We start from the raw sequence: 26,290 nt of genomic DNA, 5'->3' as shown, positions 1-26,290 counted from the left end.
TCATGGAGAACAATCAGCCCATCATCGTCAAGCGCGTCAAGCGCTTTGGCGGCGGCCACCACGGCGGCGCCTGGAAAATCGCCTTCGCCGACTTCGCCACGGCGATGATGGCGTTCTTCCTGGTGCTGTGGCTGTTGTCCACGGCCACGCCGGAACAGAAGATCGCCATTGCCGGCTATTTCAAGGACCCGATCGGCTTCTCGGAAAGCGGCACGCCCTACGTCATCGACCTGGGCGGCTCGCCTCAGCTGGCGCCGGAAAAGACCATCAACCCCGAAGCCAAGTCCGAGCCGACGCCCGATACCAGCATCCAGCTGGACAAGGACCAGGTGGAGACCATGGCCGAGCAGGTCGAGCGTGAGCGCCTGGAGTTGCTGCTGCAGGAACTGCAGAACAAGGTGGAAGAGAACCCGCAACTGCAGAAGTTCAAGGACCAGATCCTGTTCGAGATCACCCAGGACGGCCTGCGCATCCAGATCATGGACGCCGAGAACCGGCCGATGTTCGACATTGGCAGCGCGCGCCTGCAGCCGTACTTCGAGGACATCCTGCTGGCCATGGCCGACACCATCAAGGCGGTGCCGAACAAGATCAGCATCAGTGGCCACACCGACGCCAAGCCGTATGCCGGCAGTGGCGAGTTCGGCAACTGGGAACTGTCGGCCAACCGTGCCAACGCCGCGCGCCGTGCGCTGGTGGCCGGTGGCTACCCGGATGGCCAGGTGGCACGGGTGGTGGGTTACGCGTCGTCTTCGCTGTTCGACCGCAAGAACCCGTTCAACCCGGTCAACCGCCGCATCGACATCATCGTGCTGACCAAGAAGGCCCAGCGCAACATCGAGGGTGAGCAGGGGACGCCGGAAGCACCGGCTGCTACGCCCGCAGCGCCGGGCGCTGCTGCACCGGCTGCGCCAGGGGAGACCGAGCAGGCACCCATGCAGCCGCGCGAGCTGCGCCAGAAGCTGAACATCTTCGAAGAGGGGACGCTGAAGATGGATGAGGCCAAGGACCAGTAAACCCTCTTTCGTCCTGCGCGGTCCCTTGTGGGAGCGGGCTTGCCCGCGAACACGGGCGAAGCCCGTGCCAACCACCGAGGTGCCTGCTTCGCGGGCACGCCCGCTCCCACAGGATTGGCGTAGCCCTCGAGCCTTGTGCAGAGCCTGTGGAGCAGGCGGTCAGTAGGCGTCTTCGGGCAAACTGGCAATGATCGAGCGGTAGCTGTTCATCCGTTGCTGCTTGATACGCCCCTCGTCCAGCGCCTTGAGCAGTGCACAGCCCGGTTCGCGATCATGCTTGCAGTCGCGGAAGCGGCACGTGCCGAACAGGTCGCGGAACTCGATGAAGCCATCCTCCACATCACTGCGGCTGACGTGACCCAGGCCGAACTCGCGGATGCCCGGTGAGTCGATCAGGTCGCCACCGTTGGGGAAGTGGTACAGCCGCGCGGTGGTGGTGGTATGGGTACCCTGGCCAGACCATTCCGACAGGTCGCCGACACGGGTGCCGGCGTCCGGCAGCAGGCTGTTGACCAGCGACGACTTGCCCACCCCCGACTGGCCGACGAACACGCTGATGTGGCCGTCAAGCATCTGCTGCAGGCGTTGCATGCCGTCACCGTGGTGCGCTGAAACCTCCAGCAGCGGGTAGCCCAGCTCGCGGTACACCTCTAGCAGCGCATGCAGGCCCGGGCCGTTCTCGTCGTTGATCAGGTCGGCCTTGTTCAGCAGCAGCAGCGGGCGAATGCCGGCATGTTCCGCCGCCACCAGGTAACGGTCGATCAGGTTGGGGTGCGGTTCGGGCGCGGGGGCGAAGACGATCACGATCAGGTCGACGTTGGCCGCCACCGGCTTCAGCTGGCCGTGGTTGTTCGGCCGGCACAGCTCGGTGCTGCGCGGCATCTGCGCGACGATCACGCCAATGCCCTGATTGCCCGCACGCCATACCACGCGGTCGCCGGTAACCAGCGCCGGCAGGTTGGCGCGCAAGTGGCAGCGGAACACCTGGCCGGCGACTTCGCCGTCCTGGGCTTCCACTTCTACCTGCACGCCGAAGTGCGCAATCACCAGGCCCAACTGCTCCGGCCCCAGGTCGCCACCCTCCAGTTCCTGCAGTACGTGCTGTTCGCGTTTGGCCGCACGCGCGGCGCGCTCGTTCTGGATTTTTTCGATGCGCCAGTTCTGGCGACGATTGAGCTGGCGTTTGGCCATGAAGGTTCCGTGCGTGGAGGGGCAGGTTGAAAACGGCAAGCAGTTTAGCACGCCAGGCGCCGGACCATTTCGCTTACCTTCGTGCCGTGAATGGGCGTGCCTTGGCCACTACGCTAATATGACGGCCTATACGAGGAGCCCCCGCATGCAAAACCCACAGAATCTGATCTGGATCGACCTGGAAATGACCGGCCTGGATCCGGACAGCGACGTCATCATCGAGATGGCCACCATCGTCACCGACAGCGAGCTGAATACCTTGGCCGAAGGCCCGGTGATCGCCATCCACCACAGTGATGAAGTGCTGGCGCGCATGGACGAGTGGAACACCCGCACCCATGGCGCTTCGGGGCTGACCCAGCGCGTACGCGAGAGCAAGGTCGGCATGGCCGAAGCCGAGGCGCAGACCATTGCGTTTCTCGAGCAGTGGGTGCCGAAAGGCAAGTCGCCGATCTGCGGCAACAGCATCTGCCAGGACCGCCGCTTCCTCTACCGCCACATGCGCAACCTGGAAAACTACTTCCACTACCGCAACCTGGATGTCTCGACCTTGAAGGAGCTGGCCGCACGCTGGGCGCCTGACGTGCGTGACAGCTTCAAGAAGGGCAACACCCACCTGGCACTGGATGACATCCGCGAATCGATTGCCGAACTGCGCCACTATCGCGAGCACTTCATCAAGGTGTGAGCCGAAAGGGCGCAGATATTGTATCTGCGCCCCCTTTTGGTGCCATGGGCAACTGGTTAGACTGCGCGCCTTTCTCGCTCGCCCGCACGGACCCCGCACCATGTTGTTGATGCTCTACCTTATCGCCATCACCGCCGAAGCCATGACCGGCGCGTTGTCTGCTGGCCGCCGCGGCATGGACTGGTTCGGCGTGGTGCTGATTGCCTGCGTCACCGCCCTGGGTGGCGGCTCGGTGCGTGACGTGCTGCTCGGGCATTACCCGCTGACCTGGGTGAAGCATCCGGAATACCTGGTGCTGACCAGCTGTGCGGCGCTGCTGACCATTTTCATCGCACCGATGATGCGCCGACTGCGCTCGCTGTTCCTGGTGCTCGATGCCCTGGGGCTGGTGGCCTTTACCCTGATTGGCTGCATGACTGCACTGGAGATGGGGCAGGGCATGCTGGTGGCGTCGATCAGCGGGGTGATCACCGGGGTATTTGGCGGGATCCTGCGGGATATCTTCTGTAACGACATTCCCCTGGTGTTCCGCCGCGAGCTGTACGCCAGTGTCTCGTTCGCTGCGGCGTGGTTCTACCTGGGCTGCGTGTACTTCAAGGTGCCGGCAGAGCAGGCGATGCTGCTGACCTTGTTTGGCGGGTTCCTGCTGCGGTTGCTGGCGATTCGGTTCCATTGGGAAATGCCCAAGTTCCACTACAACGACCAGCAGTAGTCTTGACATGCGTTCCCTGTGGGAGCGGGTTCACCCGCGAACACGGGCGCAGCCCGTGCCATCCACCGTGGTGGCTTCTTCGCGGGTAAACCGCTCTCATGCTGCACATTACTCGTTGAATTAGCAGGGACCCTGTGGGAGCGGCTTTAGCCGCGAACACCGGCGTAGCCGGTGCCATGCACCGCGTTGGATTCTTCGCGGCTAAAGCCGCTCCCACAGGGTACGAGGACCGCTTGCGAATTCAGTTGTCTGTGCAACAGCGCAGCCTAAAGCGCTGGGCAATCTCCCACAGGGGGGCTACGAAATGCCGTGCTGCGCCAGCGCCCACTCCACATGCTCGCGCACCAGCTCCGATGCATCCTCGCGTCGCGCCTTCAGCGCTTCGATCACCGGGATCGTCGAAGGCGCATTGCCCAACCCTATCGCCAGGTTGCGCAACCAGCGCTCATAGCCGGCCCGGCGCAACGGCCCGCCTTCGGTCTTGCGCAGGAAGGTCCGTTCATCCCACAGGAACATCTCTGCCAACTCGGCATTCTCCAGCCCGTGCCGTGGCTGGAAGTCCTGTTCCTGGCTGTGCCTGGCAAAGCGGTTCCACGGGCAGACGATCTGGCAGTCATCGCAACCGAACACCCGGTTGCCCATCTTTGAGCGCAACTCGACGGGGATCGGCCCCCGCAGTTCGATGGTCAGGTACGAGATGCAGCGCCGTGCATCCAGCACATAGGGCCCGACGAAGGCCTGGGTCGGGCAGATGTCCAGGCAGGCCTGGCAACGCCCGCAATGTTCGCTGGTGGTGGCTTCGTCCACCGGCAGTGGCAGGTCGACGAACAGCTCGGCGAGGAAGAAGTAGCTGCCCGCCTTGCGGTTGAGCAGCAGGGTGTTCTTGCCGATCCAGCCCAGCCCGGCCTGCTCGGCCAAGGCCTTTTCCAGCACCGGAGCGCTGTCGACGAAGGCGCGGTAACCGAACGGGCCGATAGCCTCCTGAATGCGATCGGCCAGGAACTGCACGCGCTTGCGCACCAGCTTGTGGTAATCCCGGCCCAGGGCGTAGCGCGACACGTAGGCTTTTTCCGGCTGTGCCAGGCGCTGCGCCATCTGCGTGTCGCCGGGCAGGTAGTCCATGCGCAGCGATACCACGCGCACCGTGCCGGGGATCAGTTGCTCTGGGTGTGCGCGCTTGCTGCCGTGGGCGCCCAGGTATTCCATCTCGCCCTGGTAGCCGGCGTCGAGCCAGCGCTGCAGGTGGTGTTCGTGTTCGCCAAGGTCGACCCCGGCGATGCCGACGTGGGCAAAACCGAGTTCTTGGCCCCAGATCTTGATCGATTGGGCCAGTTGGGCGAGGTCAGGCGTACAGGCGGACATGGATGGGCAAGGCAATACGGGCTCAGGTGCGTATAATTCTGCCAGACATTGGAGCCTTTGACCCCATGCCGCAGACCAAACACCCCAGCCATACCCCACAATTGCTCAGCAGCGTGACTGTCGCGCACCTGCCCGCACGGCATGCGCATGCCCATAAAGGCGACTTCGGCCATGTGCTGGTGGTCGGTGGCGACCTCGGTACCGGTGGCGCCGTGCTGCTCAGTGCCGAAGCCGCCTTGCGCTGTGGTGCCGGACTGGTCAGCGTGGCGACCCGGCCCGAGCACGTGGCCGCCAGCCTGGCGCGCCTGCCCGAGGTCATGTGCCTGGGCGCCAGTTCGGCCAACCAGCTGATGGGCGTGCTGGAGCGCGCTTCGGTGCTGGTGGTCGGTCCCGGCCTGGGCCAGGCAGCCTGGGGTCGCAGCCTGCTTTCGGCGGTGGCCAATGCCGAGCGCCCGCAGGTGTGGGACGCCGATGCCCTGAACTTGCTGGCGCGTACCCCGCTGGCCCTGCCCAGTGGCAGCATCCTTACCCCGCACCCGGGGGAGGCGGCGCGGCTGCTGGGTATTTCCACCGAGGCTGTGCAGGCGGACCGCCCGGGGGCTGCTCGCAAACTGGCGCGCCGTTACAACAGCGTCTGCGTGCTCAAGGGGGCCGGCACTCTGGTCGCCAACCCGGCCGGGCAACTGCTGCTGTGCGAACGCGGCCACCCGGCCATGGCCGGTGCCGGCCTGGGCGATGTGCTGACCGGTGTGCTGGCGGCGCTGCTGGCCCAGGGCCTGGATGCCTGGCATGCCGCGGGGCTGGGGGTATGGCTGCACGCCTGTGCCGGCGAGCGTCTGGGCGTTAAAGGTAGAGGCCTGGCTGCCAGCGATCTGGCGCCGGTCATTCGTGAGTTGTTGGAGGAGCATTCTGCGTGTCTGGCTTAAACCTGTTTCTGGCCGATGAAGCGGCCACGGTCAAATTCGGCGCACACCTGGCCGAGGTGACCGGCGGTCACGGCGTGATTTTTCTGGAGGGTGACCTGGGTGCGGGCAAAACCACGCTGTCGCGTGGCCTGATTCGTGGCCTGGGCCATACTGGTGCAGTGAAAAGCCCGACCTTCACGGTGGTCGAGCCTTACGAAATCGGTGAGGTGCGGGCGTTCCATTTCGACCTGTATCGCCTGGTCGATCCGGAAGAGCTGGAGTTCATGGGCATTCGTGACTATTTCGAGGGCGACCCGCTGTGCCTGTTCGAGTGGCCACAAAAGGGTGCGGGCGTTTTGCCAAAGCCCGACCTGACCATTACCATAAGCCCCCAAGCGGGCGGACGCTCGCTGATCCTTTCGCCGCAGGGGGCTCGCGGCGAGGCCTGGTGCGTTGCACTGGCCGAACACTATAAACAGTAAGTGGGGTAGGTATGCGCATACGCGCACTGGTCGCCATCGTTGGGCTGCTGCTGACAACGGTGACCGTTGACGCTCTGGCCGTCACTCAAGTCAAGAGCATGCGCCTGTGGCGCGCGCCCGACAACACGCGGCTGGTCTTCGACCTGTCTGGCCCTGTGCAGCACAGCGTCTTCACTCTGAGCGCACCTGATCGCCTGGTTATCGACATCAATGGCGCGACCTTGGCCGCGCCGCTGAACGTGGCTACCTCCAATACGCCGATCAGCAGCGTGCGTTCGGCCCAGCGCACCCCGACCGACCTGCGCGTGGTGGTCGACCTGAAAAAGTCGGTCACCCCCAAAAGCTTCACCCTGGCGCCCAATGCCCAGTACGGCAACCGCCTGGTGGTCGACCTGTACGACCAGGAAGCCGACGCCGTCGCGGCCAGCGCGCCGCCTCCGGCACCGGTACCAACGCCTGCAACCACGCCTGCTACCACCCCGGCAGTGCCGGTGACCCCGGCCCAGCCCGCCATCAAGCTGCCGCCGGTACCCAGCGGCAAGCGTGACATCGTGGTTGCCATCGACGCCGGCCACGGCGGCGAAGACCCGGGTGCGTCCGGCTCGCGTGGCCAGCATGAAAAAGACATCGTGCTGCAGATCGCCAAGGAACTGCAGCGCCAGATCAACAGCGAAAAAGGCTTCCGGGCCGAGCTGACCCGTACCGGCGACTACTTCATCCCGCTGCGCAAGCGCACGGAAATCGCCCGCAAGAAGGGGGCCGACCTGTTCATCTCGATCCATGCCGACGCCGCGCCATCCCGCGCTGCCTTTGGTGCCTCGGTGTTCGCCCTGTCCGACCGCGGCGCCACCTCCGAGACCGCGCGCTGGCTGGCCGACACGGAAAACCGTTCCGACCTGATCGGTGGTGCCGGCAACGTCAGCCTCGACGACAAGGACCGCATGCTGGCCGGCGTGCTGCTCGACCTGTCGATGACCGCCACGCTCAGCTCCAGCCTCAATGTCGGGCAGAAGGTGCTGGGCAACATGGGCCGCATTACCTCGCTGCACAAGCAGCGGGTGGAACAGGCCGGCTTCATGGTGCTGAAGTCGCCGGATATCCCGTCGATCCTCGTTGAAACAGGGTTCATCTCGAACAACAACGAAGCCGCCAAGCTGGCCACCGCCAGCCATCAGCAGGCCCTGGCTCGCTCGATCCACACCGGTGTGCGCCAGTACTTCCAGCAGAACCCGCCGCCTGGCACCTATATCGCCTGGTTGCGCGACACCGGCAAGATCGCCGCCGGGCCGCGTGAGCACACGGTGCGCCCTGGCGAAACCCTGGCGATGCTCGCCGTGCGCTATCAGGTCAGCGCGGCCAGCCTGCGTAGCACCAACGGCCTCAAGACCGATGAGCTCAAGGTTGGCCAGCGCCTCGATATCCCTGCCACCACATTGGCCTCGCAATGAGTGGTGGTTCGCGCATCCAGCTGCTCAGCCCGCGGCTGGCCAACCAGATTGCCGCCGGCGAGGTTGTCGAGCGGCCGGCCTCTGTCGCCAAGGAGTTGCTGGAGAACAGCCTGGACTCCGGCGCCCGGCGTATCGACGTGGAGGTGGAGCAGGGCGGCGTCAAGCTGTTGCGGGTGCGTGACGATGGCAGCGGCATTTCCGCCGACGACCTGCCGCTGGCCCTGGCCCGTCACGCCACCAGCAAGATCCGCGAGCTGGAAGACCTCGAAGGGGTATTGAGCCTGGGCTTCCGGGGTGAGGCCCTGGCCTCGATCAGCTCGGTGGCGCGCCTGACCCTGACTTCGCGTACCGCCAGCGCTACCGAGGCCTGGCAGGTGGAAACCGAAGGCCGCGACATGACCCCGCGGGTGCAGCCGGCGGCGCACCCGGTGGGGACTTCGGTGGAAGTGCGCGACCTGTTCTTCAACACCCCGGCCCGGCGCAAGTTCCTCAAGGCTGAGAAGACCGAATTCGATCACCTGCAGGAAGTCATCCGGCGCCTGGCGCTGGCGCGCTTCGATGTCGGCTTCCACCTGCGTCACAACGGCAAGAGCATCCTCAGCCTGCACGAGGCCCACGATGAAACTGCCCGTGCGCGGCGAGTGGGCGCCATCTGTGGCCCGGGCTTCATGGAGCAGGCGCTGCCGATCGACGTGGAACGCAACGGTCTGCGCCTGTGGGGCTGGGTCGGCCTGCCAACCTTCTCGCGCAGCCAGGCAGACCTGCAGTACTTCTTCGTCAACGGCCGTGCGGTGCGCGACAAGCTGGTCGCCCATGCCGTGCGCCAGGCCTACCGCGATGTGCTGTTCAATGGCCGCCACCCGACCTTCGTGCTGTTCCTGGAGCTGGAGCCCAACGGCGTCGACGTCAACGTGCACCCGACCAAGCACGAAGTGCGTTTCCGCGAGGGGCGCTCGGTGCACGACTTCCTGTATGGCACCCTGCATCGCGCCTTGGCCGATGTGCGCCCGGAAGACCAGTTGGCTGCGCCTGTCGCCGTGCCCGAGATGGTCCGCCCCACGGGCCAGCAGGCCGGCGAGTTCGGCCCCCAGGGCGAAATGCGCCTGGCCTCGCCGGTGCTTGAACAGCCGCGTGCCCCGCAGCAGTCGTTTTCCAATGGCGGCAGTGGCGCGGGTTACCAATACCAGTACACCCCACGCCCCTCGCAGCCGCTGCCGGCCGCCGAGGCACAGGCGGTGTATCGCGAGTTTTACAAGCCGCTGGATGAAGGCGCGGCGCCGACGACGGCGTTGCCCGAAAGCCAGGGTGACATTCCCCCGCTGGGCTACGCGCTGGCGCAGCTCAAGGGCATCTACATCCTGGCCGAGAACGCCATCGGCCTGGTGCTGGTAGATATGCACGCCGCTCACGAGCGCATCATGTACGAGCGCCTGAAGGTGGCCATGGCCAGCGAAGGCCTGAGCGGGCAGCCGCTGCTGGTGCCGGAGACCCTGGCCTTGAGCCAGCGTGAAGCAGACTGCGCCGAAGAGCACGCGCAGTGGTTCCAGCGGCTGGGCTTCGAACTGCAGCGCCTGGGCCCCGAGACCCTGGCCATCCGCCAGATCCCGGCTTTGCTCAAGCAGGCCGAGGCCAACCGGCTGGTGCAGGATGTACTCGCCGACCTGATGGAATACGGCACCAGCGACCGTATCCAGGCGCACCTCAACGAGCTGCTCGGTACCATGGCCTGTCACGGTGCCGTGCGCGCCAACCGGCGCCTGGCGATCCCCGAGATGAATGCCCTGCTGCGTGACATGGAAAACACCGAGCGCAGCGGCCAGTGCAACCATGGTCGCCCCACCTGGACCCAGATGGGCCTGGACGACCTGGACAAACTCTTCCTGCGCGGTCGATGAAATGAGCGGCAAGCCCCCTGCAATATTCCTGATGGGCCCGACAGCGGCCGGCAAGACCGACCTGGCCATCGAGCTGACCAAAGTACTGCCGTGCGAGCTGATCAGCGTCGATTCGGCGCTGGTTTACCGCGGCATGGATATCGGCTCGGCCAAGCCGTCGAAAGAAATCCTCGCCGCTCACCCGCACCGGTTGATCGATATTCGCGACCCCGCCGAAAGCTATTCGGCTGCGCAGTTCCGTACCGATGCCCTGGAGGCCATGGCCGAAATCACCGCGCGCGGCAAGATCCCGCTGCTGGTGGGCGGCACCATGCTCTATTACAAGGCGTTGATCGATGGCCTTGCCGACATGCCGGCGGCCGATGCCGCGGTGCGTGCCGAGCTGGAGGCACAGGCCGAAGCCCTGGGCCTGGCCGAGTTGCACCGCCAGTTGGCCGAGGTCGACCCCGAGTCGGCGGCGCGTATCCACCCCAACGACCCGCAGCGGTTGATCCGGGCTCTGGAGGTGTACCGGGTGAGTGGCGAGAGCATGACAGCACATCGCCAACGTCAATTCGCGGAAAGTCGCGGCGCAGACGCAGGCGCTGGCGGGCATTTGCCCTATACTGTCGCGAGTTTGGCGATTGCTCCTACAGATCGTCACATTTTGCATCATCGAATTGCGTTACGATTTTCACAGATGCTGGAACAGGGCTTCGTCGACGAGGTCCGATCGCTGCGAGCCAGAAGTGACTTGCACGCCGGGCTGCCGTCTATACGGGCAGTGGGGTATCGGCAGGTCTGGGACTACCTCGACGGCAAGCTGACCGAGAATGAGATGCGTGAGCGCGGTATCATTGCTACCAGGCAGTTGGCCAAGCGGCAGTTCACATGGTTGCGTGGCTGGCCTGAAGTACACTGGCTTGACAGCCTGGCCTGCGACAATCTGTCCCGCACCTTGAAATACCTTGGGGCCATCTCCATATTGGGCTGAGTCCCTGCTGATTGCCGTCTATTCTTGCGAAGGGGCGGCCTAATTTATCGATTTTCTTGATTTTCTATTATTTATCCTTACAGGAGTGCGGCATATGTCAAAAGGGCATTCGCTACAAGACCCTTACTTGAACACCTTGAGAAAAGAAAAGGTCCCGGTATCCATCTACCTGGTCAACGGCATCAAACTGCAGGGTTCGATCGAGTCCTTCGACCAGTTCGTGGTACTGCTGAAGAACACCGTCAGCCAGATGGTCTACAAGCACGCCATCTCGACTGTGGTTCCTGCCCGTCCGGTTCGTCTGCCAAGCCCGTCCGATTCCGAACACGGCGACAGCGAGCCAGGCAACGCCTGATAGGAGCCTGCATTGTTCTTTGAGCGCCACGGTGGTGGTGAGCGGGCGTTGCTCGTTCACTTGGAAGGTCAGAACCCTGAGGCGCGCGAAGACCCGCAGGAGTTCCAGGAGCTTGCATTGTCGGCCGGTGCCGACATCGTCTCGCTGGTCACGGTGGCAAGGCATCAGCCTTCCGCCAAATACCTGATTGGCAGTGGCAAGGTCGAAGAGTTGCACGACCTGGTCCATGCCGAACAGGTAGACCTGGTGATTTTCAATCACACCCTCACGCCCAGTCAGGAGCGCAACCTTGAACGTGTGTTCGAGTGTCGTGTGCTCGACCGTACCGGGCTGATCCTCGATATCTTCGCCCAAAGGGCGCGTACCCATGAAGGCAAGCTGCAGGTCGAACTGGCCCAGCTCGAGCACATGAGCACGCGGCTGGTGCGCGGCTGGACCCACCTTGAGCGTCAGAAGGGGGGTATCGGCCTGCGCGGCCCGGGTGAAACCCAGCTGGAAACCGACCGCCGCCTGTTGCGGGTGCGCATTCGCCAGATCAAGTCACGCCTGGAGAAGGTGCGCAGCCAGCGCGAGCAGGCGCGCCGCGGGCGCAAGCGCGCGGATATCCCGTCGGTGTCGCTGGTGGGTTATACCAACGCCGGCAAGTCCACGCTGTTCAACGCCCTGACCGAATCCGAGGTGTATGCCGCGGACCAGCTGTTCGCCACCCTCGACCCGACCCTGCGCCGGCTCGAGCTGAACGACCTGGGGCCGATCGTGCTGGCCGACACCGTGGGCTTCATTCGCCACCTGCCGCACAAGCTGGTCGAGGCATTTCGGGCTACGCTCGAAGAGTCGAGCAATTCCGACTTGCTGCTGCATGTGATCGACGCCCATGAGCCGGAGCGCATGGAGCAGATCGAGCAGGTGCTGGCGGTGTTGGGCGAGATTGGTGCCGAAGGGTTGCCGATCCTCGAGGTGTATAACAAACTCGACCTGCTCGAAGATGTCGAGCCGCAGATCCAGCGCAATGCCGATGGCAAACCGGAACGGGTCTGGGTATCGGCACGCGATGGGCGTGGCCTGGAGCTGGTCGGCCAGGCGATTGCCGAGTTGCTGGGGGATGATCTGTTTGTCGGTACCTTGTGTCTGGAGCAGCGTTTTGCCCGCTTGCGCGCGCAATTCTTTGCCCTGGGTGCCGTGCAGAGTGAAGAGCATGATGAAGAAGGGCGCAGCCTGCTGAGCGTGCGACTGCCCATGGTCGAACTGAATCGCCTGGTCAGCCGCGAAGGCATGGAGCCGCAAGTGTTTGTCGAGCAACACACTTTGCAATAAATGCTCGTCGAGGTCGCCGGGCAGCAATGACAGGCATTCTGTAGCATTGGACGGCGCGCCGTGGGCGCGTCTTTGCTTTATCAGATGGAGAGCGCTATGGCTTGGAACGAGCCGGGTGGCAACTCGAACAATCAGGATCCCTGGGGCGGCCGCCGGAATGGCGGTGGCGGCGGTGGTGACAAGAAAGGTCCACCGGACCTGGACGAGGCCTTCCGCAAATTGCAGGACAGCCTGAACGGCATGTTCGGCAGTGGCAAGAAACGTGGCGGCGGTGACCGCAATGTCGGCAAGGGCGGTGGCCTGGGCCTGCTGGGCATCGGCCTGGCGGTACTGGCTGCGATCTGGCTGTACAGCGCCGTGTACGTGGTCGACGAGCAGGAGCAGGCCGTGGTGCTGCGCTTCGGCAAGTACTATGAAACGGTCGGCCCCGGCCTGAACATCTACTTCCCGCCGATCGATCGCAAGTACATGGAGAACGTCACGCGCGAGCGTGCCTACACCAAGCAGGGCCAGATGCTGACCGAAGACGAGAACATCGTCGAGGTGCCGCTGACCGTCCAGTACAAGATCAGCAACCTGCAGGACTTCGTGCTCAACGTCGACCAGCCTGAGGTCAGCCTGCAGCACGCGACCGAGAGTGCCCTGCGCCACGTGGTGGGTTCCACCTCGATGGACCAGGTGCTGACCGAAGGCCGCGAGCAGATGGCCGTGGATATCCGCGAACGCCTGCAGCGCTTCCTCGACACCTACCGTACCGGTATCACTGTTACCCAGGTCAACGTCCAGAGCGCGGCAGCCCCGCGTGAAGTGCAGGAAGCCTTCGACGACGTGATCCGTGCCCGCGAAGATGAGCAGCGTGCCCGCAACCAGGCCGAGTCCTACGCCAATGGCGTGGTGCCGGAAGCCCGTGGTCAGGCCCAGCGCATCATCGAGGACGCCAACGGTTACCGCGACGAAGTCATCGCCCGTGCCAAGGGTGAAGCCGACCGCTTCACCAAGCTGGTCGCCGAGTACCGCAAGGCACCTGACGTGACCCGTCAGCGCCTGTACCTGGAAACCATGCAAGAGGTCTACAGCAATTCGAGCAAGGTCATGGTGGCAACCAAGGACGGGCAGAACAACCTGCTCTACCTGCCGCTGGACAAGATGGTCGAAGGCAGCCGCAACCCGTCCGCGCCGACCACTGGCGTGTCGCCATCGGTCAACGATGCGGCCGCCCGTGCGGCGCAGGACCTGCAACAGCAACAGCAGCCGCTGCGCACTAGGGAGAGCCGCTGATGAGCAACAGATCGCTGATCGCCCTGATCGCCGCCGTGGTCCTGGCCATCGTGGCCTGGAACAGCTTCTACATCGTGTCCCAGACCGAGCGTGCGGTATTGCTGCGCTTCGGTAAGGTAGTCCAGGCGGATGTACAGCCGGGCATGCACGTGAAGATTCCGTACGTGAACCAGGTGCGCAAGTTCGACGCCCGCCTGATGACCCTCGACGCCCCGACCCAGCGGTTCCTGACCCTGGAGAAGAAAGCGGTGATGGTCGACGCTTACGCCAAGTGGCGCGTCAAGGACGCCGAACGCTTCTACACCGCCACGTCCGGCATGAAGCAGATTGCCGACGAGCGTCTGTCGCGTCGTCTGGAAAGCGGCCTGCGTGACCAGTTCGGTAAACGTACCCTGCACGAAGTGGTTTCCGGTGAACGTGACGCGCTGATGGCTGACATCACTGCTTCGCTGAACCGCATGGCTGCCAAGGAGCTGGGTATCGAGGTGGTCGATGTGCGCGTCAAGGCCATCGACCTGCCGAAGGAAGTCAACCGCAGCGTGTTCGACCGCATGAGCACCGAGCGTGAGCGTGAAGCCCGCGAGCACCGCGCCAAGGGTAACGAGCTGGCTGAAGGTATCCGTGCCGATGCCGACCGTCAGCGCCGCGTATTGCTGGCTGAGGCCTATCGCGAAGCAGAGGAAACCCGCGGTGACGGCGACGCCCAGGCGGCCGCCATCTACGCCAAGGCCTACACTCAGGACCCTGATTTCTACGCGTTCTACCGTAGCCTGCAGGCGTACCGCGAGAGCTTCTCGAGCAAGAGCGACGTGCTGGTCCTGGACCCGAAGAACGAGTTCTTCCGCTTCCTGGACAAGAGCAGGCCGTGATGCTCAGGCCCTGATTCTCATGCAGCGGCGCCCCGCCTGGCAGCTAAAACACCAGGCGGGGTGCATCCTGAATGAAAAGGGGTGTATGATGAGGCAGCCGGGAAATTTCCCGGCTTTTTTGCGTCTGCAAGGTTGATTGGCAAACCGCCAGTTGACGGTTTGGTCAGGTCGCAAGGCAATTCGAGGGTGTCGGGTACGGTGGCTGCGCTGGGATCAGTGCTGCCCGCTGCTGTGCGCGATACCGGCTTTACTGACGGCTCGCCTGCTTGGCAAGCCGCCCGGACCAGAGGGGAAATGGCGTAATGGCAACGGTAGACCGCTGGCTGCTGCCAGATGGCATCGAGGAAGTACTGCCACCTGAGGCTGCGCGCATCGAGATCGCGCGCCGCCAGGTGTTGGACCTGTTCCAGAGTTGGGGCTACGAACTGGTCGTCACCCCGCATATCGAGTACCTGGAGTCGCTGCTTACCGGCGCCGGCCAGGACCTGGACCAGCGCACCTTCAAGGTAGTGGACCCGCAGTCCGGCCGCCTGATGGGCTTCCGCGCCGACTTCACCCCGCAGGTGGCGCGCATCGACGCCCACACCCTGCGCCGTGAAGGCCCTAGCCGCCTGTGCTATGCCGGCAGCGTGCTGCACGCCCAGCCGCGAGCCCTGTCCACCTCGCGCAGCCCGATCCAGCTGGGCGCCGAGCTGTACGGCGACGCCAGCCCCACCAGCGATGTCGAAGTCATCAGCCTGATGCTCGCCACGCTGCAACTGACCGATGTGCCGGATGTGCACATGGACCTCGGCCATGTCGGCATCTACCGCGGCCTGGCCCGTGCTGCCGGCCTGTCCGGTGCGGTCGAGCAGCAGCTGTTCGACGCCCTGCAGCGCAAGGCCGTGGATGAAGTGCAGGTGCTGACCGCCGACCTGCCGAAGGACCTGGGCAACATGCTGCGCGCGCTGGTCGAACTGTGCGGTGGTCGCGAAGTGCTGGCCGAAGCCCGCGTGCGCCTGGGGCGTGCCCCGGCCAGCGTGCTGGCGGCGCTGGACGACCTGCTGGCGATCGCCGATCGTCTGGCGGCGCGCTTCCCGGACCTGCCGCTGTACTTCGACCTCGGCGAGCTGCGCGGTTACCACTACCACACGGGCGTGGTGTTCGCCGTGTTCGTGCCGGGCGAGGGTCAATCGATCGCCCAGGGCGGGCGCTATGACGACATCGGCGCCGATTTCGGCCGGGCCCGCCCGGCCACCGGTTTCTCCACGGATTTGAAGACCCTGGTCACACTGGGGCGAGCGGAGGTCGTATTGCCAACTGGCGGCATCTGGATGCCGGACAGTGGCGACGCGGCCCTCTGGCAGCAAGTCTGCCAGTTGCGCAGCGAGGGCCAGCGTGTGGTCCAGGCCCTGCCTGGCCAGCCGTTGAGTGCTGCTCTCGAGGCGGATTGTGATCGGCAATTGATTCAGCAAGACGGGCGCTGGCAGGTTCTGCCGCTGGCCCAGTGAGTTTCTGCGCCGGCAACAGGCCGGCAACCAAGTTTGCGTGAATGAGGACCAATGTAATGGGTAAGAATGTCGTCGTCCTGGGCACCCAGTGGGGTGATGAGGGCAAAGGCAAGATCGTCGATCTGCTGACCGAACATGCTGCCGCCGTAGTGCGCTACCAAGGTGGCCACAACGCGGGTCACACCCTGGTGATCAACGGTGAGAAGACCGTTCTGCACCTGATTCCGTCCGGTATCCTGCGTGAAGGCGTACAGTGCCTGATCGGCAACGGCGTGGTCGTTGCCCCGGATGCCCTGATGCGTGAAATCACCAAGCTGGAAGAGAAGGGCGTACCGGTGCGCGAGCGCCTGCGCATCAGCCCGGCCGCGCCGCTGATCCTGTCGTACCACGTTGCCCTGGACCAGGCCCGCGAAAAAGCCCGTGGCGAAGCCAAGATCGGCACCACCGGCCGTGGTATCGGCCCAGCCTACGAAGACAAGGTCGCACGCCGCGGCCTGCGCGTGGGCGACCTGTTCCACCGCGAGCGTTTCGCCGCCAAGCTGGGTGAGCTGCTGGACTACCACAACTTCCAGCTGGTGAATTACTACAAAGAGCCGGCCATCGACTTCCAGCAGACCCTGGACGAATGCATGGCCTACGCCGAACAGCTCAAGCCGATGATGCTCGACGTCACCGCCGAGCTGCACAACCTGCGTCGTGCCGGCAAGGACATCATGTTCGAAGGTGCCCAGGGCTCGCTGCTGGACATCGACCACGGTACCTACCCGTACGTCACCAGCTCCAACACCACTGCTGGCGGTATCTCCACCGGTTCCGGCGTTGGCCCGATGTACCTGGACTACATCCTGGGTATCACCAAGGCCTACACCACTCGCGTAGGTTCCGGTCCGTTCCCGACTGAACTGTTCGACGAGACTGGCGCGACCCTGGCCAAGCGTGGCCATGAGTTCGGTTCCACCACCGGCCGTGCGCGCCGTTGCGGCTGGTTCGATGCCGTGATCCTGCGCCGCGCCATCGACGTCAACAGCATCTCGGGCATCTGCCTGACCAAGCTGGACGTACTGGACGGCCTGGAAACCATCAACATCTGCGTTGGCTACAAGAACGAGAACGGTGCCGTCATCGACGCGCCTTCCGATGCCGACAGCTACATCGGCCTGGAGCCGGTGTACGAAGAGATGCCAGGCTGGAGCGAATCGACTCTGGGCGTGAAAACCCTGGAAGAGCTGCCGGCCAACGCTCGCGCCTACATCAAGCGCATCGAAGCGCTGATCGGCGCACCGATCGATATCATCTCCACCGGCCCGGACCGCAACGAGACCATCGTGCTGCGTCATCCGTTCGCCTGATCTGCCTTCCAGGCTGATCTGACGCCGTGGCCCTGAAAGGGGCTGCGGCGTTTTCATTTGTGGGGTATGCCTGTCCCGGCGATAGGGCCAGTACCGGAAAACCCATTGCTAAACCTTGGCACTTATCCCTGCTGCCCCCGGCACAACCCTTGCTGTAAGAAGTTTCTGAAGATGCCATCAAAATAGTGGCGCCAGAAAACACGAGGGTTACACCGTGTCTGCCATTCTCTCACTGTTACGAAGCCGCCTTTTGCGGCCTGTGTTTGTTGCCCTTGGTATCGCTCTTTTGGTGCAGGTGCTGGTTGCCGTTGCGCTTACCCGAAGCACGGTCACCGCCCTGGAGGCCGACCTGGGTGAACGCCTGGGCAATGACAGCCGCCAACTCGCCAGTGAACTGGAGCAAGCCGGGCAAGATGTGCGCTCTGGTCTCGACGGCCTCTCCAGCAGTACCCGCCAGCGCCTGAGCGCAGGCTTGTCGGCACGCCTGCAAAGTGAGCAGCAGCAACTGCGCAGCACGCTGGAAAAGAACCTCAAGGACTCCGCCAACGACATGGCCGAGCTGCTGGCCTCGGTCGCCCCACGGGCGATCTGGGACAACGACGTGCCGGTGCTCTCCGACTTCGCCCGGCGTGCCCAGCGCAACCCCAACGTGCTGTTCGTGATTTACGACGATGCCCAGGGCCAGCACCTGACCCGCTACCTGAACCGGCAAAACCCGATCAACCAGGCATTGATGGACAAGGGCCAGGGCGAGCGTGCGCTGGACAAGGTGATCGACGCGGCCCGGCGCGACCCGGCGGTGTACTTCGTCGAGGCCTCGATCAACCCCAATGGTGCAGAAATCGGTAAGGTGGTGATGGGCGTTTCCACTGCCGGCATCGATCAGGAGCTCAAGGCCCTCGACCAGCGCTTTGCTGCCCTGATCGCCAGCGGCGAGCAATTGGTCGGCGACAGCCTGGTCGGTGCTGCAGCCGACAGCGGCAAGACCCTGCGCGAGCGCCTGGAGAAGGCGCAGGGCAGTGCTGCCGCGATGCAGGCCAATACCGCACAGACCGTGCGTGATGCTGCCGCCGAACTGCGCTGGCGCATCGGCCTGGGCCTGATGCTGGTCGGCCTGGGTGTGCTGGTGGTGGTGGCTGTGGTGCTTGGCCGCCGGGTGCTGAGCAAGCTGCGCCTGCTGATTGCCGCCCTCGATGACCTGGCGGCTGGCGAAGGCGACCTGACCAAGCGTGTGCCTCTCGACAGCCGCGACGAAATTGGTGACATGGCTTCGGCGGTGAACCGTTTTGTCGACAAGTTGCAGCCGATCGTGCGCGAGGCGGGCGAGGTGGCGCAGCGCACCGGCGTGGAGATTGGCGCGATGGCCCAGCGCAATGCCGGCGCCGATGCTGCCGCTGCGCTGCAACGCGATGAAGTGGCGGCCAGCCTGCGCGACCTGTCGAGCATGGCCGACGAGGCCCAGGCTGAAAGCCACGCGATGCAGGCAGCCCTGCAGCAGGTGGTGGATATCCGCCAGGCAACTGACGAGAACAGCCGCACCTCGACCCAACTCGCCGGTCTGATCGAGAACCTGGCCGGGCAGGTGGAGGCCGGCTCCCAGGTGATCGAGCGCCTGGCCAAGCAGAGCGAGCAGATCGAAGTGGTGCTGACGGTTATCCACGGCATCGCCGAACAGACCAACCTGCTGGCCTTGAACGCGGCCATCGAAGCCGCCCGTGCTGGCGAAACCGGGCGCGGGTTTGCCGTGGTGGCCGATGAGGTGCGGGCGCTGGCGAGCAAGACGCAAAGCTCCACGGGTGATATCCAGGCGCATATTGCCGCGTTGCAGAAGGGCGCCAAGGAGGCCGTGGCCACCATCAGTCAGGCAGGGCTAAAGGCCAGCGAGGGGCTTCTGGTGTTGCGTGACAACGAGCGCCGCCAGCAGTCGGTGCAGGCAGCAGTGGAGCAAGTACACGCAGCCATCGGCCTGGCCACCCGGGCGGCCGAGCAGCAGGCGAGCGGGGCGCAGGCCGTGCGTGGACGGGTTGAAACCATACACGCCCAGGCCGAACGCTCGGCCGAGGTGGTGATGCAGACCACCGCCAGCAGCAAGGTGCTGGATGACCTGGCTGCACAGCTGCGTGCCAGTCTGGGCCAGTTCAGAGCCTGATGCGGTCCCTGTAGGAGCGGCCTTGTGTCGCGAAAGGCCGTTCCTACAGCGAGTCATGTTGCTAAGCTGTCGGCGACACATGACAAAGGGAGTTGCTCATGTCCGCCCAACTGGTCGCCGCCAAGGCATGCCTGGATTTTCTCCACACTGACAGCGTGCAGCTGACGGTACCGCTGACCGCCCTGCAAGCCTACTGCGCCATGACCTCGGACGTCCCCGGCTGGCTGGCCTTGGCTTTTCACATTCGCGACTTCATCTCACGTCGTTTCAATGTCGCCGATATCCACGGCTTCACTCGCCGCGATCCAGAGCATGTACCAGCCGTCGGCGAGGGGCTGGACTTCTTCACTGTCGAGGCCATCTGCGACCAGCAACTGGTGCTGACCTCACGCGATACGCACCTGGCCGTCATGGTCTGCATGGATGTGTCGACAGGGGAGTGCGGCTTCCCGCAGTTGGACGTGACCACCTCGGTGAAGTGCTTCAACACCTTTGGGCGTTTGTACATGGTGCCGGTTGGATGGGTTCATGGCCTGATCGTGCGGCGGATGCTGAGCAACTTGCAGGGCCATCGTTTCGAGCGTCGATAAGCAGCAGACTCTTACCTGATAAATCAGAATTTTTACCTGATGTTGTAGGTAATTTCCCAAAGTTTGCTTTGGTTGGTGCGTGCTATTGCGTGGCTTGGCACCGGGAGCTAGTGTCAACCGCGCCTCGAGGCGATAGCGCTAAACCGCCGTGAGTTTTTCAGGCACAGCCGCAAGATGACAATGTCAGAGCGTTGTCGTTATCAGTCCAAACATTACCAGGGAGAGGTAAGCATGGCTTTCGATGCTTATATTCAAATCACCGGAATCGCTGGTGAAGCGCTGGACGAGCAGTTCACTAACTGGATCGAGATCGCTGGCTATAAGTTTGGTGCCAACCAGAGCACCTCTGCCACCGCCAGTTCTGCGGGCGGCGCATCATCAGGCCGCACCACCCTCACCAACTTCTCTTTCACCAAACACCTGGACAGCGCCAGCTGCAAGCTGCTGGAAGCCAGCTGTGCCGGCCAGCACCTGAAAGAAGTGAAGTTGGTGCTGTGCCGAGCGGGCGGCGACAAGCTCAAGTACTACGAAGTCGTCCTCGAAGAAGTGATCATCGCCGACTACACCCAGAGCGCCAGTGCTGGCGTGCCGATGGAGGTGGTGCAACTGAACTATGGCCGTATCAAGACCACTTACACACGGCAGAAGCGCCTCGATGGAAGCGCGGGCGGTAACGTGACCGGCGGCTGGGATCGCATCAGCAACAAGAAATATGCGTGAGGTGCGACCATGTCCGAGGCACGTAGCTTTATCAATCCCCAGGCGCAATCGTATGAGTCGCTGAAGGCCGGCACGCCGATGTCGGCCAATCAGCGGGCCAAGTTTGATGTGTTGAATGCGCATATTGCCAATAGCGTCGTTTTCCCTGGCGAACTCGTGATCGTGGGTGATCCAAGCACCCCCTCCTGCACTAGTCATGAAGCTTTTCTCATGGGTAAGGCGGTTGGAATACACCATGACATCGAAATCAACGGCGGAGGTGTTGACGGATTTTTTTTGGATAATTTCGAGATGCTTAAGAGTGTGTTAGCTCATGCCTCTATGGGGGTTGGCGCGGCTAGCGATGCCTGGAGCAGGAGTTTGAGTTTCATCAAAGGGACGCTAGAAGAGATTGAGCAACTACATCGCACATATATGGGAAGTGGGACGTTGAATGCGCGCGACCAGTTTTATGCCAGGCGCACAGCACTATTCACGAAGCTGGAGGAGCAACTCGATAAAGTGACTGCCCATGGCGCAGGGCTTAAAAATCAGAGCTCTATAAAGAGAATGTTAGAAATTTCCACTAAGAGCTACCTTCGGACAGGGGAAATTTCGAGGTATGCGGAAAAAGTAACCGGTGTCGCGCGAGCTGCAAACCTGATAAAGCGAGGTGCGTACATAGGCACCGCGCTGGATGTTGCATCAGCAGGTTTGGAAATACATAGGGCTTGTGTAATTGGGCGTGAGGATGATTGTCGTAGGGTGAAATATGTTGAGGGAAGCGCCTTGGTGGGTAGTGTGGTGGTAAGTGGGTACGGTGGTACCGTTGGTGCATTTATAGGGACTACAGTATGTGCTGTTGTTCTCGGTATTCCAACCGGTGGGACCGGGGCATTGGCATGCGTCGTTGTAGGTGGTGCGGCGGGAGGAGTAGTGGGCGGAGAGATTGGAAGCATGGCAGGGGAGAGGGTTGGGACGATTTTGTATGAGAATACACGATGACGGATAATCAAGAGGCAGCGATTTGGCTATTTTTGTTCACAATCGTAATTTCTACTATGCTTGCTTGGCTTTATATCGGCTGGCGGTATGCTGAATACATTGAATCTTTTTTTTCTGAAAGCTCCTTTGTGTTGGGGAATAAAAAAATGTATTCCAGTGCTGGCTTGTTTGGCAAAGTTATGCGCGTTGGTTCTGTTGCACTGATGTTGTCTATGGCTGCGTTATATGTGCGTAGAGGTTTGGTGAGCGCTTCGGAAGTGCTAGCGTTCCCCGTTGGTGTCAAACGTACGTTGGTGGGTCTTTGGCTGGTTCATGTGTTAGTGTTTGGTGTTCTTATAATGTTTTATTTTTGGGTCGGACTTTGTCGAAGCTAAGTTTGGCAGGTTCTGTGTGGTTGATTGGTTGGGTCGGTAGCGTAGTGCCTATGTCAACCTGCTGTCGCTTTATCTTGTTAGTGGTTGCTGTTAAGAGCTTAATTGGTGCTGGGTTAAGTTGAGCGTTTGATAAGGGGATAAAAAGCCAGCTTGTGATCGGAGGTGCTGTTGGTGGTGCTGCTGGCGATGCCATGGGAGGTGGTGTAGGGGAAATGTCAGGTGAATTGTTGTATGGGGTGACACAGTGATCGGCTTTGATACAAGGTGGTTAGGCATTCCTCTGATGGGGCGATCCTTTTGGTCATTTGCATATGGGTCTATGTTTCCATTCGCTACGTGGGCTACATTGAGTCGCTGCTTTCGAACAGTTCCATGGTTTCCGGTAATAAAAAGATTTTCATTCGGGCGGTTTTGCTTGGGAAGTCATGCGTACGGGCTCGGCCTCCGTCATGCTCTCAGCCAGTAAATACACTGATAATCCTGAAGTCACGATTAACAACACCGCATAAGGCACCTCCATCGCGAAATAGCAGCCTTGAGCGCGCGATCGCGCTTGGTACTTGTAGAAATGGATCCAGGGGGCATAATAGATATGCTGGAGAACGAAACCTTCAATCGACTCGGAAGCAATCATAAAATATCGGCGAGCATCTACAATCTGATCCTCGGCGCAGTACTGCTGTGGGGTTTCTTCGTCAACTGGTATCTGGTAATTACGGTGCCGCCCGATATTGTTCGGTCCATCCCCATGATGCTGTTCCTGGTTGGCTACTTGATCACCGCGTTAGCGGGTGTCGCGATCATCTTCAAATCTGAAAAGCCGTTGTACAGTTTCCTCGGCTACAACCTGATCGTGATTCCGGTCGGGTTGCTGCTTGTCATCGTCCTCCCAAAGTACTCACATGAAAACATTGTGAATGCCTTGCAGGCGACCGTCTTGCTAACCGTTACCATGATGTTGCTGGGGGCTGCATTCCCCCGCTTCTTCAAGCGCATCAAGGCGTCATTATGTATAGCTTTGATAGCTGTGATCTTCGTTGAGTTGGCGCAGGTTTGGTTATTCGGTATCCATCTCGCGGTAATGGATTGGATCACTGCACTGATATTCTGTGGCTATATCGGGGTCGATTGGGGGCGTGCGAACCAGATCGAGCGGACCGTGGATAATGCGATAGACAGCGCTGCATCGCTGTATCTGGACATTATCAATCTGTTTCTGCGGGTCTTACGGATCGTATCCAGGAAGTGAATTGCCCTAGTGGCGTAATACCCAGGCCGTATGGCGGCCTGGGCAAGCTTTCAAGCCTTATTCAAATACATCCGGGTAGTCAGCAGATAAACCGGCAACCCCGAAACCACAATCAGCAACGCCGCATAAGGCGCCGCCGCCGCGAACTCGACGTTGGCCGTATGCGCCCACACCTCTGTGGCCAGGGTGGTCATGCCGGTCGGGCTGAGCAGCAAGGTGGCAGTCAACTCCTTCATGGCGTCCAGGAACACCAGGGCAAAGGCTGCCGCCATGGCCGGGAAGATGATCGGCAGGGTCACCCGGCAGAACGCGGCAAAGCTGCTCGCGCCCAAGGTCCGTGCCGCTTCCTCCAGGGTAGGTGAAGCCTTGTTCAGTGCGGTGCGCACCGGCGACTGCGCCAGCGGCAGGAACAGCAGCGCATAGGCCAGCAGCAACAGTGCCGTGGTCTGGTACAGCGCCGGCACGTAATGCAGGGCGAAGAACACCAGGGTCAGGGCAATCACCAGGCCTGGCAGGGCGTGCAACAGGTATGGCAGGCGCTCGGCCCAAATTGCCAGGCGGCCCTTGTAGCGCACCACCAGGAAGCTGATTGGCAGGGCTAGCAGCACGCAGAAACCGGCACCCCCCAGCGACACCGACAGCGAGGTGAGCAGCGCCTTGGAAATGGCTGCCACAGGGAATGCCGCCGATGAACCCACGCTCAACCAGTAGCCGAGCATGGCCAGCGGAATACCGCTGCCCAACACCGCCAGGCCCACGCAGAACAGTTGCGCCAGCACTGCCCAGCCACGCAGCCGCACCGGTTGTGCTCGCCGCGCCACACCCTGGCCGATGCGCACATGGCGGGCCTTGCCACGTACCCGCAACTCAAGCCACAGCATCACCAGGCACATCGCCAACAGTACGGCGGACAGCATGGCGGCGTTGGCATTGCTGAACTCCAGTTCGAACTGCTGGTAAATCGCCGTGGTGAAGGTTTGCAAGCCGAGGATCGACAAGGCGCCGAACTCCACCAGCATGTGCAGGGCGATCAGCAGCGCGCCGCCCAGCATCGATGGCCACAGCAGCGGCAGGGTGACCTTGATGAATACGCCCCAGCGGCTGCAGCCCAGCGTACGTGCCGATTCCTCCAGCGAGGTATCGAGGTTGCGCAGGGTTGCCGCCACCGGCAGGAACACCAGCGGGTACTTGGACAGGGCCATGACCATGATTGCCCCGCCCAGCCCTTCGAAGTCCGAGCTCAGCGACACCCAGGTGAAGCTGCTGACGAACGACGGCACGGCGAACGGCAGGCACAGCACCACGCCCCACAGCCGACGACCGGCCAGGTTGCTGCGCTCCAGCAGCCAGGCCAGGGCCATGCCGACCACCATGCAGGTCAGCGTCACCCCGGCCATCAACATCAGGGTGTTGCGCATCAGCCCCCAGACAAACGGCCGCCACAGCAGGTGCAAGGCTTCGCGCCAGCCGGCTTCCCAGGCTTTCATGGCAACGTACAGCAATGGCAGCAAGCTCATGGCCACCAGGAACAGCACAGGCAGCACCACCCAGATCGAGGGGCGCTTGCGGCGCGGTACGAAGCGTACCGGCACCGGCTCGGACAGGGCGGCAGTCATCAGAGCAGGCCGACCTCGCGCTCAAGCTCGATCGCTTCCTCGGCATTGCCCAGGTCGGCTGGCGAGATCTTCGGCGGGCGCAGGTCTTCGAACGGCTTCAGGCCACGGTCGGAGACCATGCCTTTATGCAGCGGGTACTCGGCGGTGGTCTGGGTGATCACGCGCTGGCCTTCTTCGCTGGCCATCCAGTTGAGCAGGGCCTGGGCTTCTTTCGGGTGCTTGCTGGCCTTGACCACGGCTGCGCCGGAAATGGTGACCAGGTTGCCGGCATCGCCATCGGCCAGGTAGTAGAGCTTGGTGTCCAGCTTGCCGCGCTCGCGCTCAAGCGCATACCAGTAGTAGTTGTTCACCAGTACCGCAGCCACTTCGCCTTTTTCCACGGCTTTCAGGGCGACCATGTTGTTGGTGTAGGGCTTGCCGAATGCCTTCAGGCCGGTCAGCCATTCTTCGGTGGCTTCTCGCCCGTGCATCTTCAGGATGGCCACGGCCTGCTCCTGGAAGGCGCCGCTGGTGGGCACATAGCCGACGCGCCCTTCCCACTCGGGGTTGGCGAAGTCCATCACTGTGGTCGGCAAGTCTTTCTCGTCGACCTTCTTCGGGTTGAACACGACGATGCGCGTACGGGCGGTGATGCCCATCCAGGTGCCGTTGGCGCCAACGTACTCCTTGGGCATCATGTTCGCGGTGGCGTCGTCGATTTTCGCCAGCAGGCCCAGCTCACCCAGGTTGTTCAGGGGAGGGGACTCTTCGGTATAGATGATGTCGGCCGGCGAGCGTTCGCCTTCCTCGATGATCTGGCTGGCCAGCTGGTTGCTGCTGCCCTTGCGGATATCGATATGAATGCCGGTCTTGGCCTCGTAGGCCAGGGCGATGGCTTCGCCGATTTCCTTGTGCTGACCGTTGTACATGGTCAGGGTGACCGGTGCGTCTGCCATGGCGGCCGGAGCGCCGATGGCCAGGCTCAGCACGGCGGCGGCCAAGGTACGCATCAGCGGTTGCGGGCGGATCGTCATGCGGGTACTTCCTCGCTTACGGCTACATATTTGGAAACAATGGTAAACGAAATCGTTTCTCAAGTGGCCGGGTGACGAGAAATTCATGGTCGGATTGCCTTGGGCCTTTTTGCGCCTGTGAGATCGAGCGCCGCCCGCGCGGCGCATCGCGGCTAAAGCCGCTCCTACATTTGTGAACTGCGCCCCTGATGTTGGACAAAAATCCAACCTCAGGGGCGTTTCACATGAGCAAGCACACCAGACAGTTCAAGCTTTCCGCCATCCAGGC

The 26,290-nt window shown here is 62.4% G+C and carries 24 protein-coding genes and 1 pseudogene; 21 read left to right on the top strand and 4 right to left on the bottom strand.

What is annotated here, in order from left to right:
- Window positions 1–2: 2 nt before the first annotated feature.
- On the top strand, window positions 3–1,016 hold the full coding sequence (gene motB / locus ACIQYU_RS15790; protein ID WP_207828673.1) for a flagellar motor protein MotB: 1,014 nt from the start codon (window positions 3–5) through the stop codon (window positions 1,014–1,016).
- Window positions 1,017–1,175: 159 nt separating this feature from the next.
- Here motB and rsgA read toward each other — a convergent pair whose 3' ends face one another.
- Window positions 1,176–2,207: a small ribosomal subunit biogenesis GTPase RsgA gene (gene rsgA / locus ACIQYU_RS15785; protein WP_063911933.1), complete on the bottom strand. Its 1,032-nt coding sequence runs from the start codon at window positions 2,205–2,207 to the stop codon at window positions 1,176–1,178.
- A gap of 145 nt (window positions 2,208–2,352) precedes the next feature.
- On the opposite strand from rsgA, the gene orn reads away from it, so the two are divergent.
- Entirely contained in the window at window positions 2,353–2,895 is a 543-nt protein-coding gene (gene orn / locus ACIQYU_RS15780; protein WP_003258152.1) for an oligoribonuclease, read from the top strand.
- Between the two features lie 100 nt (window positions 2,896–2,995).
- Window positions 2,996–3,607 (top strand): trimeric intracellular cation channel family protein, encoded by a 612-nt coding sequence (locus ACIQYU_RS15775; RefSeq protein ID WP_063911932.1) that lies wholly within the window; start codon window positions 2,996–2,998, stop codon window positions 3,605–3,607.
- Window positions 3,608–3,904: 297 nt separating this feature from the next.
- On the opposite strand, the gene queG is transcribed toward ACIQYU_RS15775, so the two are convergent.
- Window positions 3,905–4,969 carry a tRNA epoxyqueuosine(34) reductase QueG gene (queG, locus tag ACIQYU_RS15770; RefSeq protein ID WP_207828675.1) on the bottom strand — a complete coding sequence of 355 codons (1,065 nt, stop codon included), beginning with the start codon at window positions 4,967–4,969 and terminating at the stop codon, window positions 3,905–3,907.
- Between the two features lie 65 nt (window positions 4,970–5,034).
- Between queG and ACIQYU_RS15765 the strand changes: the two genes are divergently transcribed.
- From ACIQYU_RS15765 to ACIQYU_RS15680, 18 genes and pseudogenes are all read left to right on the top strand, one after another.
- A complete protein-coding gene (locus tag ACIQYU_RS15765) occupies window positions 5,035–5,895 on the top strand; it encodes an NAD(P)H-hydrate dehydratase (protein ID WP_333956836.1) in 861 nt (286 codons plus the stop codon).
- Window positions 5,896–5,897: 2 nt separating this feature from the next.
- Window positions 5,898–6,356, top strand: coding sequence for a tRNA (adenosine(37)-N6)-threonylcarbamoyltransferase complex ATPase subunit type 1 TsaE (gene tsaE / locus ACIQYU_RS15760; RefSeq protein ID WP_243434030.1), 459 nt, complete (start codon window positions 5,898–5,900; stop codon window positions 6,354–6,356).
- An 11-nt stretch (window positions 6,357–6,367) separates the two neighbouring features.
- Window positions 6,368–7,804 carry an N-acetylmuramoyl-L-alanine amidase gene (locus ACIQYU_RS15755; protein ID WP_063911928.1) on the top strand — a complete coding sequence of 479 codons (1,437 nt, stop codon included), beginning with the start codon at window positions 6,368–6,370 and terminating at the stop codon, window positions 7,802–7,804.
- On the top strand, window positions 7,801–9,699 hold the full coding sequence (mutL, locus tag ACIQYU_RS15750; RefSeq protein WP_207828679.1) for a DNA mismatch repair endonuclease MutL: 1,899 nt from the start codon (window positions 7,801–7,803) through the stop codon (window positions 9,697–9,699). Before ACIQYU_RS15755 ends, mutL begins: the two co-directional genes overlap by 4 nt.
- A gap of 1 nt (window position 9,700) precedes the next feature.
- Window positions 9,701–10,672 carry a tRNA (adenosine(37)-N6)-dimethylallyltransferase MiaA gene (gene miaA / locus ACIQYU_RS15745; protein WP_063911926.1) on the top strand — a complete coding sequence of 324 codons (972 nt, stop codon included), beginning with the start codon at window positions 9,701–9,703 and terminating at the stop codon, window positions 10,670–10,672.
- 94 nt (window positions 10,673–10,766) lie between these two features.
- Window positions 10,767–11,027 (top strand): RNA chaperone Hfq, encoded by a 261-nt coding sequence (gene hfq / locus ACIQYU_RS15740; RefSeq protein WP_003258160.1) that lies wholly within the window; start codon window positions 10,767–10,769, stop codon window positions 11,025–11,027.
- 12 nt (window positions 11,028–11,039) lie between these two features.
- Window positions 11,040–12,341 carry a ribosome rescue GTPase HflX gene (gene hflX, locus ACIQYU_RS15735; protein WP_015272005.1) on the top strand — a complete coding sequence of 434 codons (1,302 nt, stop codon included), beginning with the start codon at window positions 11,040–11,042 and terminating at the stop codon, window positions 12,339–12,341.
- A gap of 96 nt (window positions 12,342–12,437) precedes the next feature.
- Complete coding sequence (gene hflK / locus ACIQYU_RS15730; RefSeq protein WP_063911925.1) at window positions 12,438–13,619, top strand: FtsH protease activity modulator HflK; 1,182 nt, start codon at window positions 12,438–12,440, stop codon at window positions 13,617–13,619.
- Window positions 13,619–14,488 (top strand): protease modulator HflC, encoded by an 870-nt coding sequence (gene hflC / locus ACIQYU_RS15725; protein WP_063911924.1) that lies wholly within the window; start codon window positions 13,619–13,621, stop codon window positions 14,486–14,488. The genes hflK and hflC overlap by 1 nt, the downstream gene beginning before the upstream one ends.
- Window positions 14,489–14,790: 302 nt before the next feature.
- Complete coding sequence (locus ACIQYU_RS15720) at window positions 14,791–15,978, top strand: ATP phosphoribosyltransferase regulatory subunit (protein ID WP_207828681.1); 1,188 nt, start codon at window positions 14,791–14,793, stop codon at window positions 15,976–15,978.
- Window positions 15,979–16,034: 56 nt separating this feature from the next.
- Window positions 16,035–17,327: an adenylosuccinate synthase gene (locus ACIQYU_RS15715; protein ID WP_063911922.1), complete on the top strand. Its 1,293-nt coding sequence runs from the start codon at window positions 16,035–16,037 to the stop codon at window positions 17,325–17,327.
- A 550-nt stretch (window positions 17,328–17,877) separates the two neighbouring features.
- Window positions 17,878–18,570, top strand: a pseudogene (locus ACIQYU_RS15710) (methyl-accepting chemotaxis protein); the annotation flags it as partial.
- A gap of 21 nt (window positions 18,571–18,591) precedes the next feature.
- Window positions 18,592–19,476, top strand: coding sequence for a methyl-accepting chemotaxis protein (locus ACIQYU_RS15705; RefSeq protein WP_371034222.1), 885 nt, complete (start codon window positions 18,592–18,594; stop codon window positions 19,474–19,476).
- Between the two features lie 98 nt (window positions 19,477–19,574).
- Window positions 19,575–20,066, top strand: coding sequence for a DUF2867 domain-containing protein (locus ACIQYU_RS15700; protein WP_233694651.1), 492 nt, complete (start codon window positions 19,575–19,577; stop codon window positions 20,064–20,066).
- 231 nt (window positions 20,067–20,297) lie between these two features.
- On the top strand, window positions 20,298–20,786 hold the full coding sequence (locus tag ACIQYU_RS15695; protein WP_207828688.1) for a type VI secretion system tube protein Hcp: 489 nt from the start codon (window positions 20,298–20,300) through the stop codon (window positions 20,784–20,786).
- 9 nt (window positions 20,787–20,795) lie between these two features.
- A complete protein-coding gene (locus ACIQYU_RS15690) occupies window positions 20,796–21,770 on the top strand; it encodes a hypothetical protein (protein WP_402800711.1) in 975 nt (324 codons plus the stop codon).
- On the top strand, window positions 21,767–22,144 hold the full coding sequence (locus ACIQYU_RS15685; protein WP_207828699.1) for a hypothetical protein: 378 nt from the start codon (window positions 21,767–21,769) through the stop codon (window positions 22,142–22,144). The genes ACIQYU_RS15690 and ACIQYU_RS15685 overlap by 4 nt, the downstream gene beginning before the upstream one ends.
- Window positions 22,145–22,736: 592 nt before the next feature.
- A complete protein-coding gene (locus ACIQYU_RS15680; protein WP_207828700.1) occupies window positions 22,737–23,393 on the top strand; it encodes a Bax inhibitor-1 family protein in 657 nt (218 codons plus the stop codon).
- Window positions 23,394–23,443: 50 nt separating this feature from the next.
- Here ACIQYU_RS15680 and ACIQYU_RS15675 read toward each other — a convergent pair whose 3' ends face one another.
- On the bottom strand, window positions 23,444–25,009 hold the full coding sequence (locus ACIQYU_RS15675) for an iron ABC transporter permease (protein ID WP_207828709.1): 1,566 nt from the start codon (window positions 25,007–25,009) through the stop codon (window positions 23,444–23,446).
- Window positions 25,009–26,022: an extracellular solute-binding protein gene (locus ACIQYU_RS15670; RefSeq protein WP_402800705.1), complete on the bottom strand. Its 1,014-nt coding sequence runs from the start codon at window positions 26,020–26,022 to the stop codon at window positions 25,009–25,011. Before ACIQYU_RS15670 ends, ACIQYU_RS15675 begins: the two co-directional genes overlap by 1 nt.
- Between the last annotated feature and the right edge of the window lie 268 nt (window positions 26,023–26,290).

Source organism: Pseudomonas sp. NPDC096925 (assembly GCF_044762545.1).
In the GTDB taxonomy this organism is placed as follows: Bacteria; Pseudomonadota; Gammaproteobacteria; order Pseudomonadales; family Pseudomonadaceae; genus Aquipseudomonas.
Note: the sequence above shows the minus strand (reverse complement) of the source record. Positions and strands in the feature narration are given on the sequence as shown.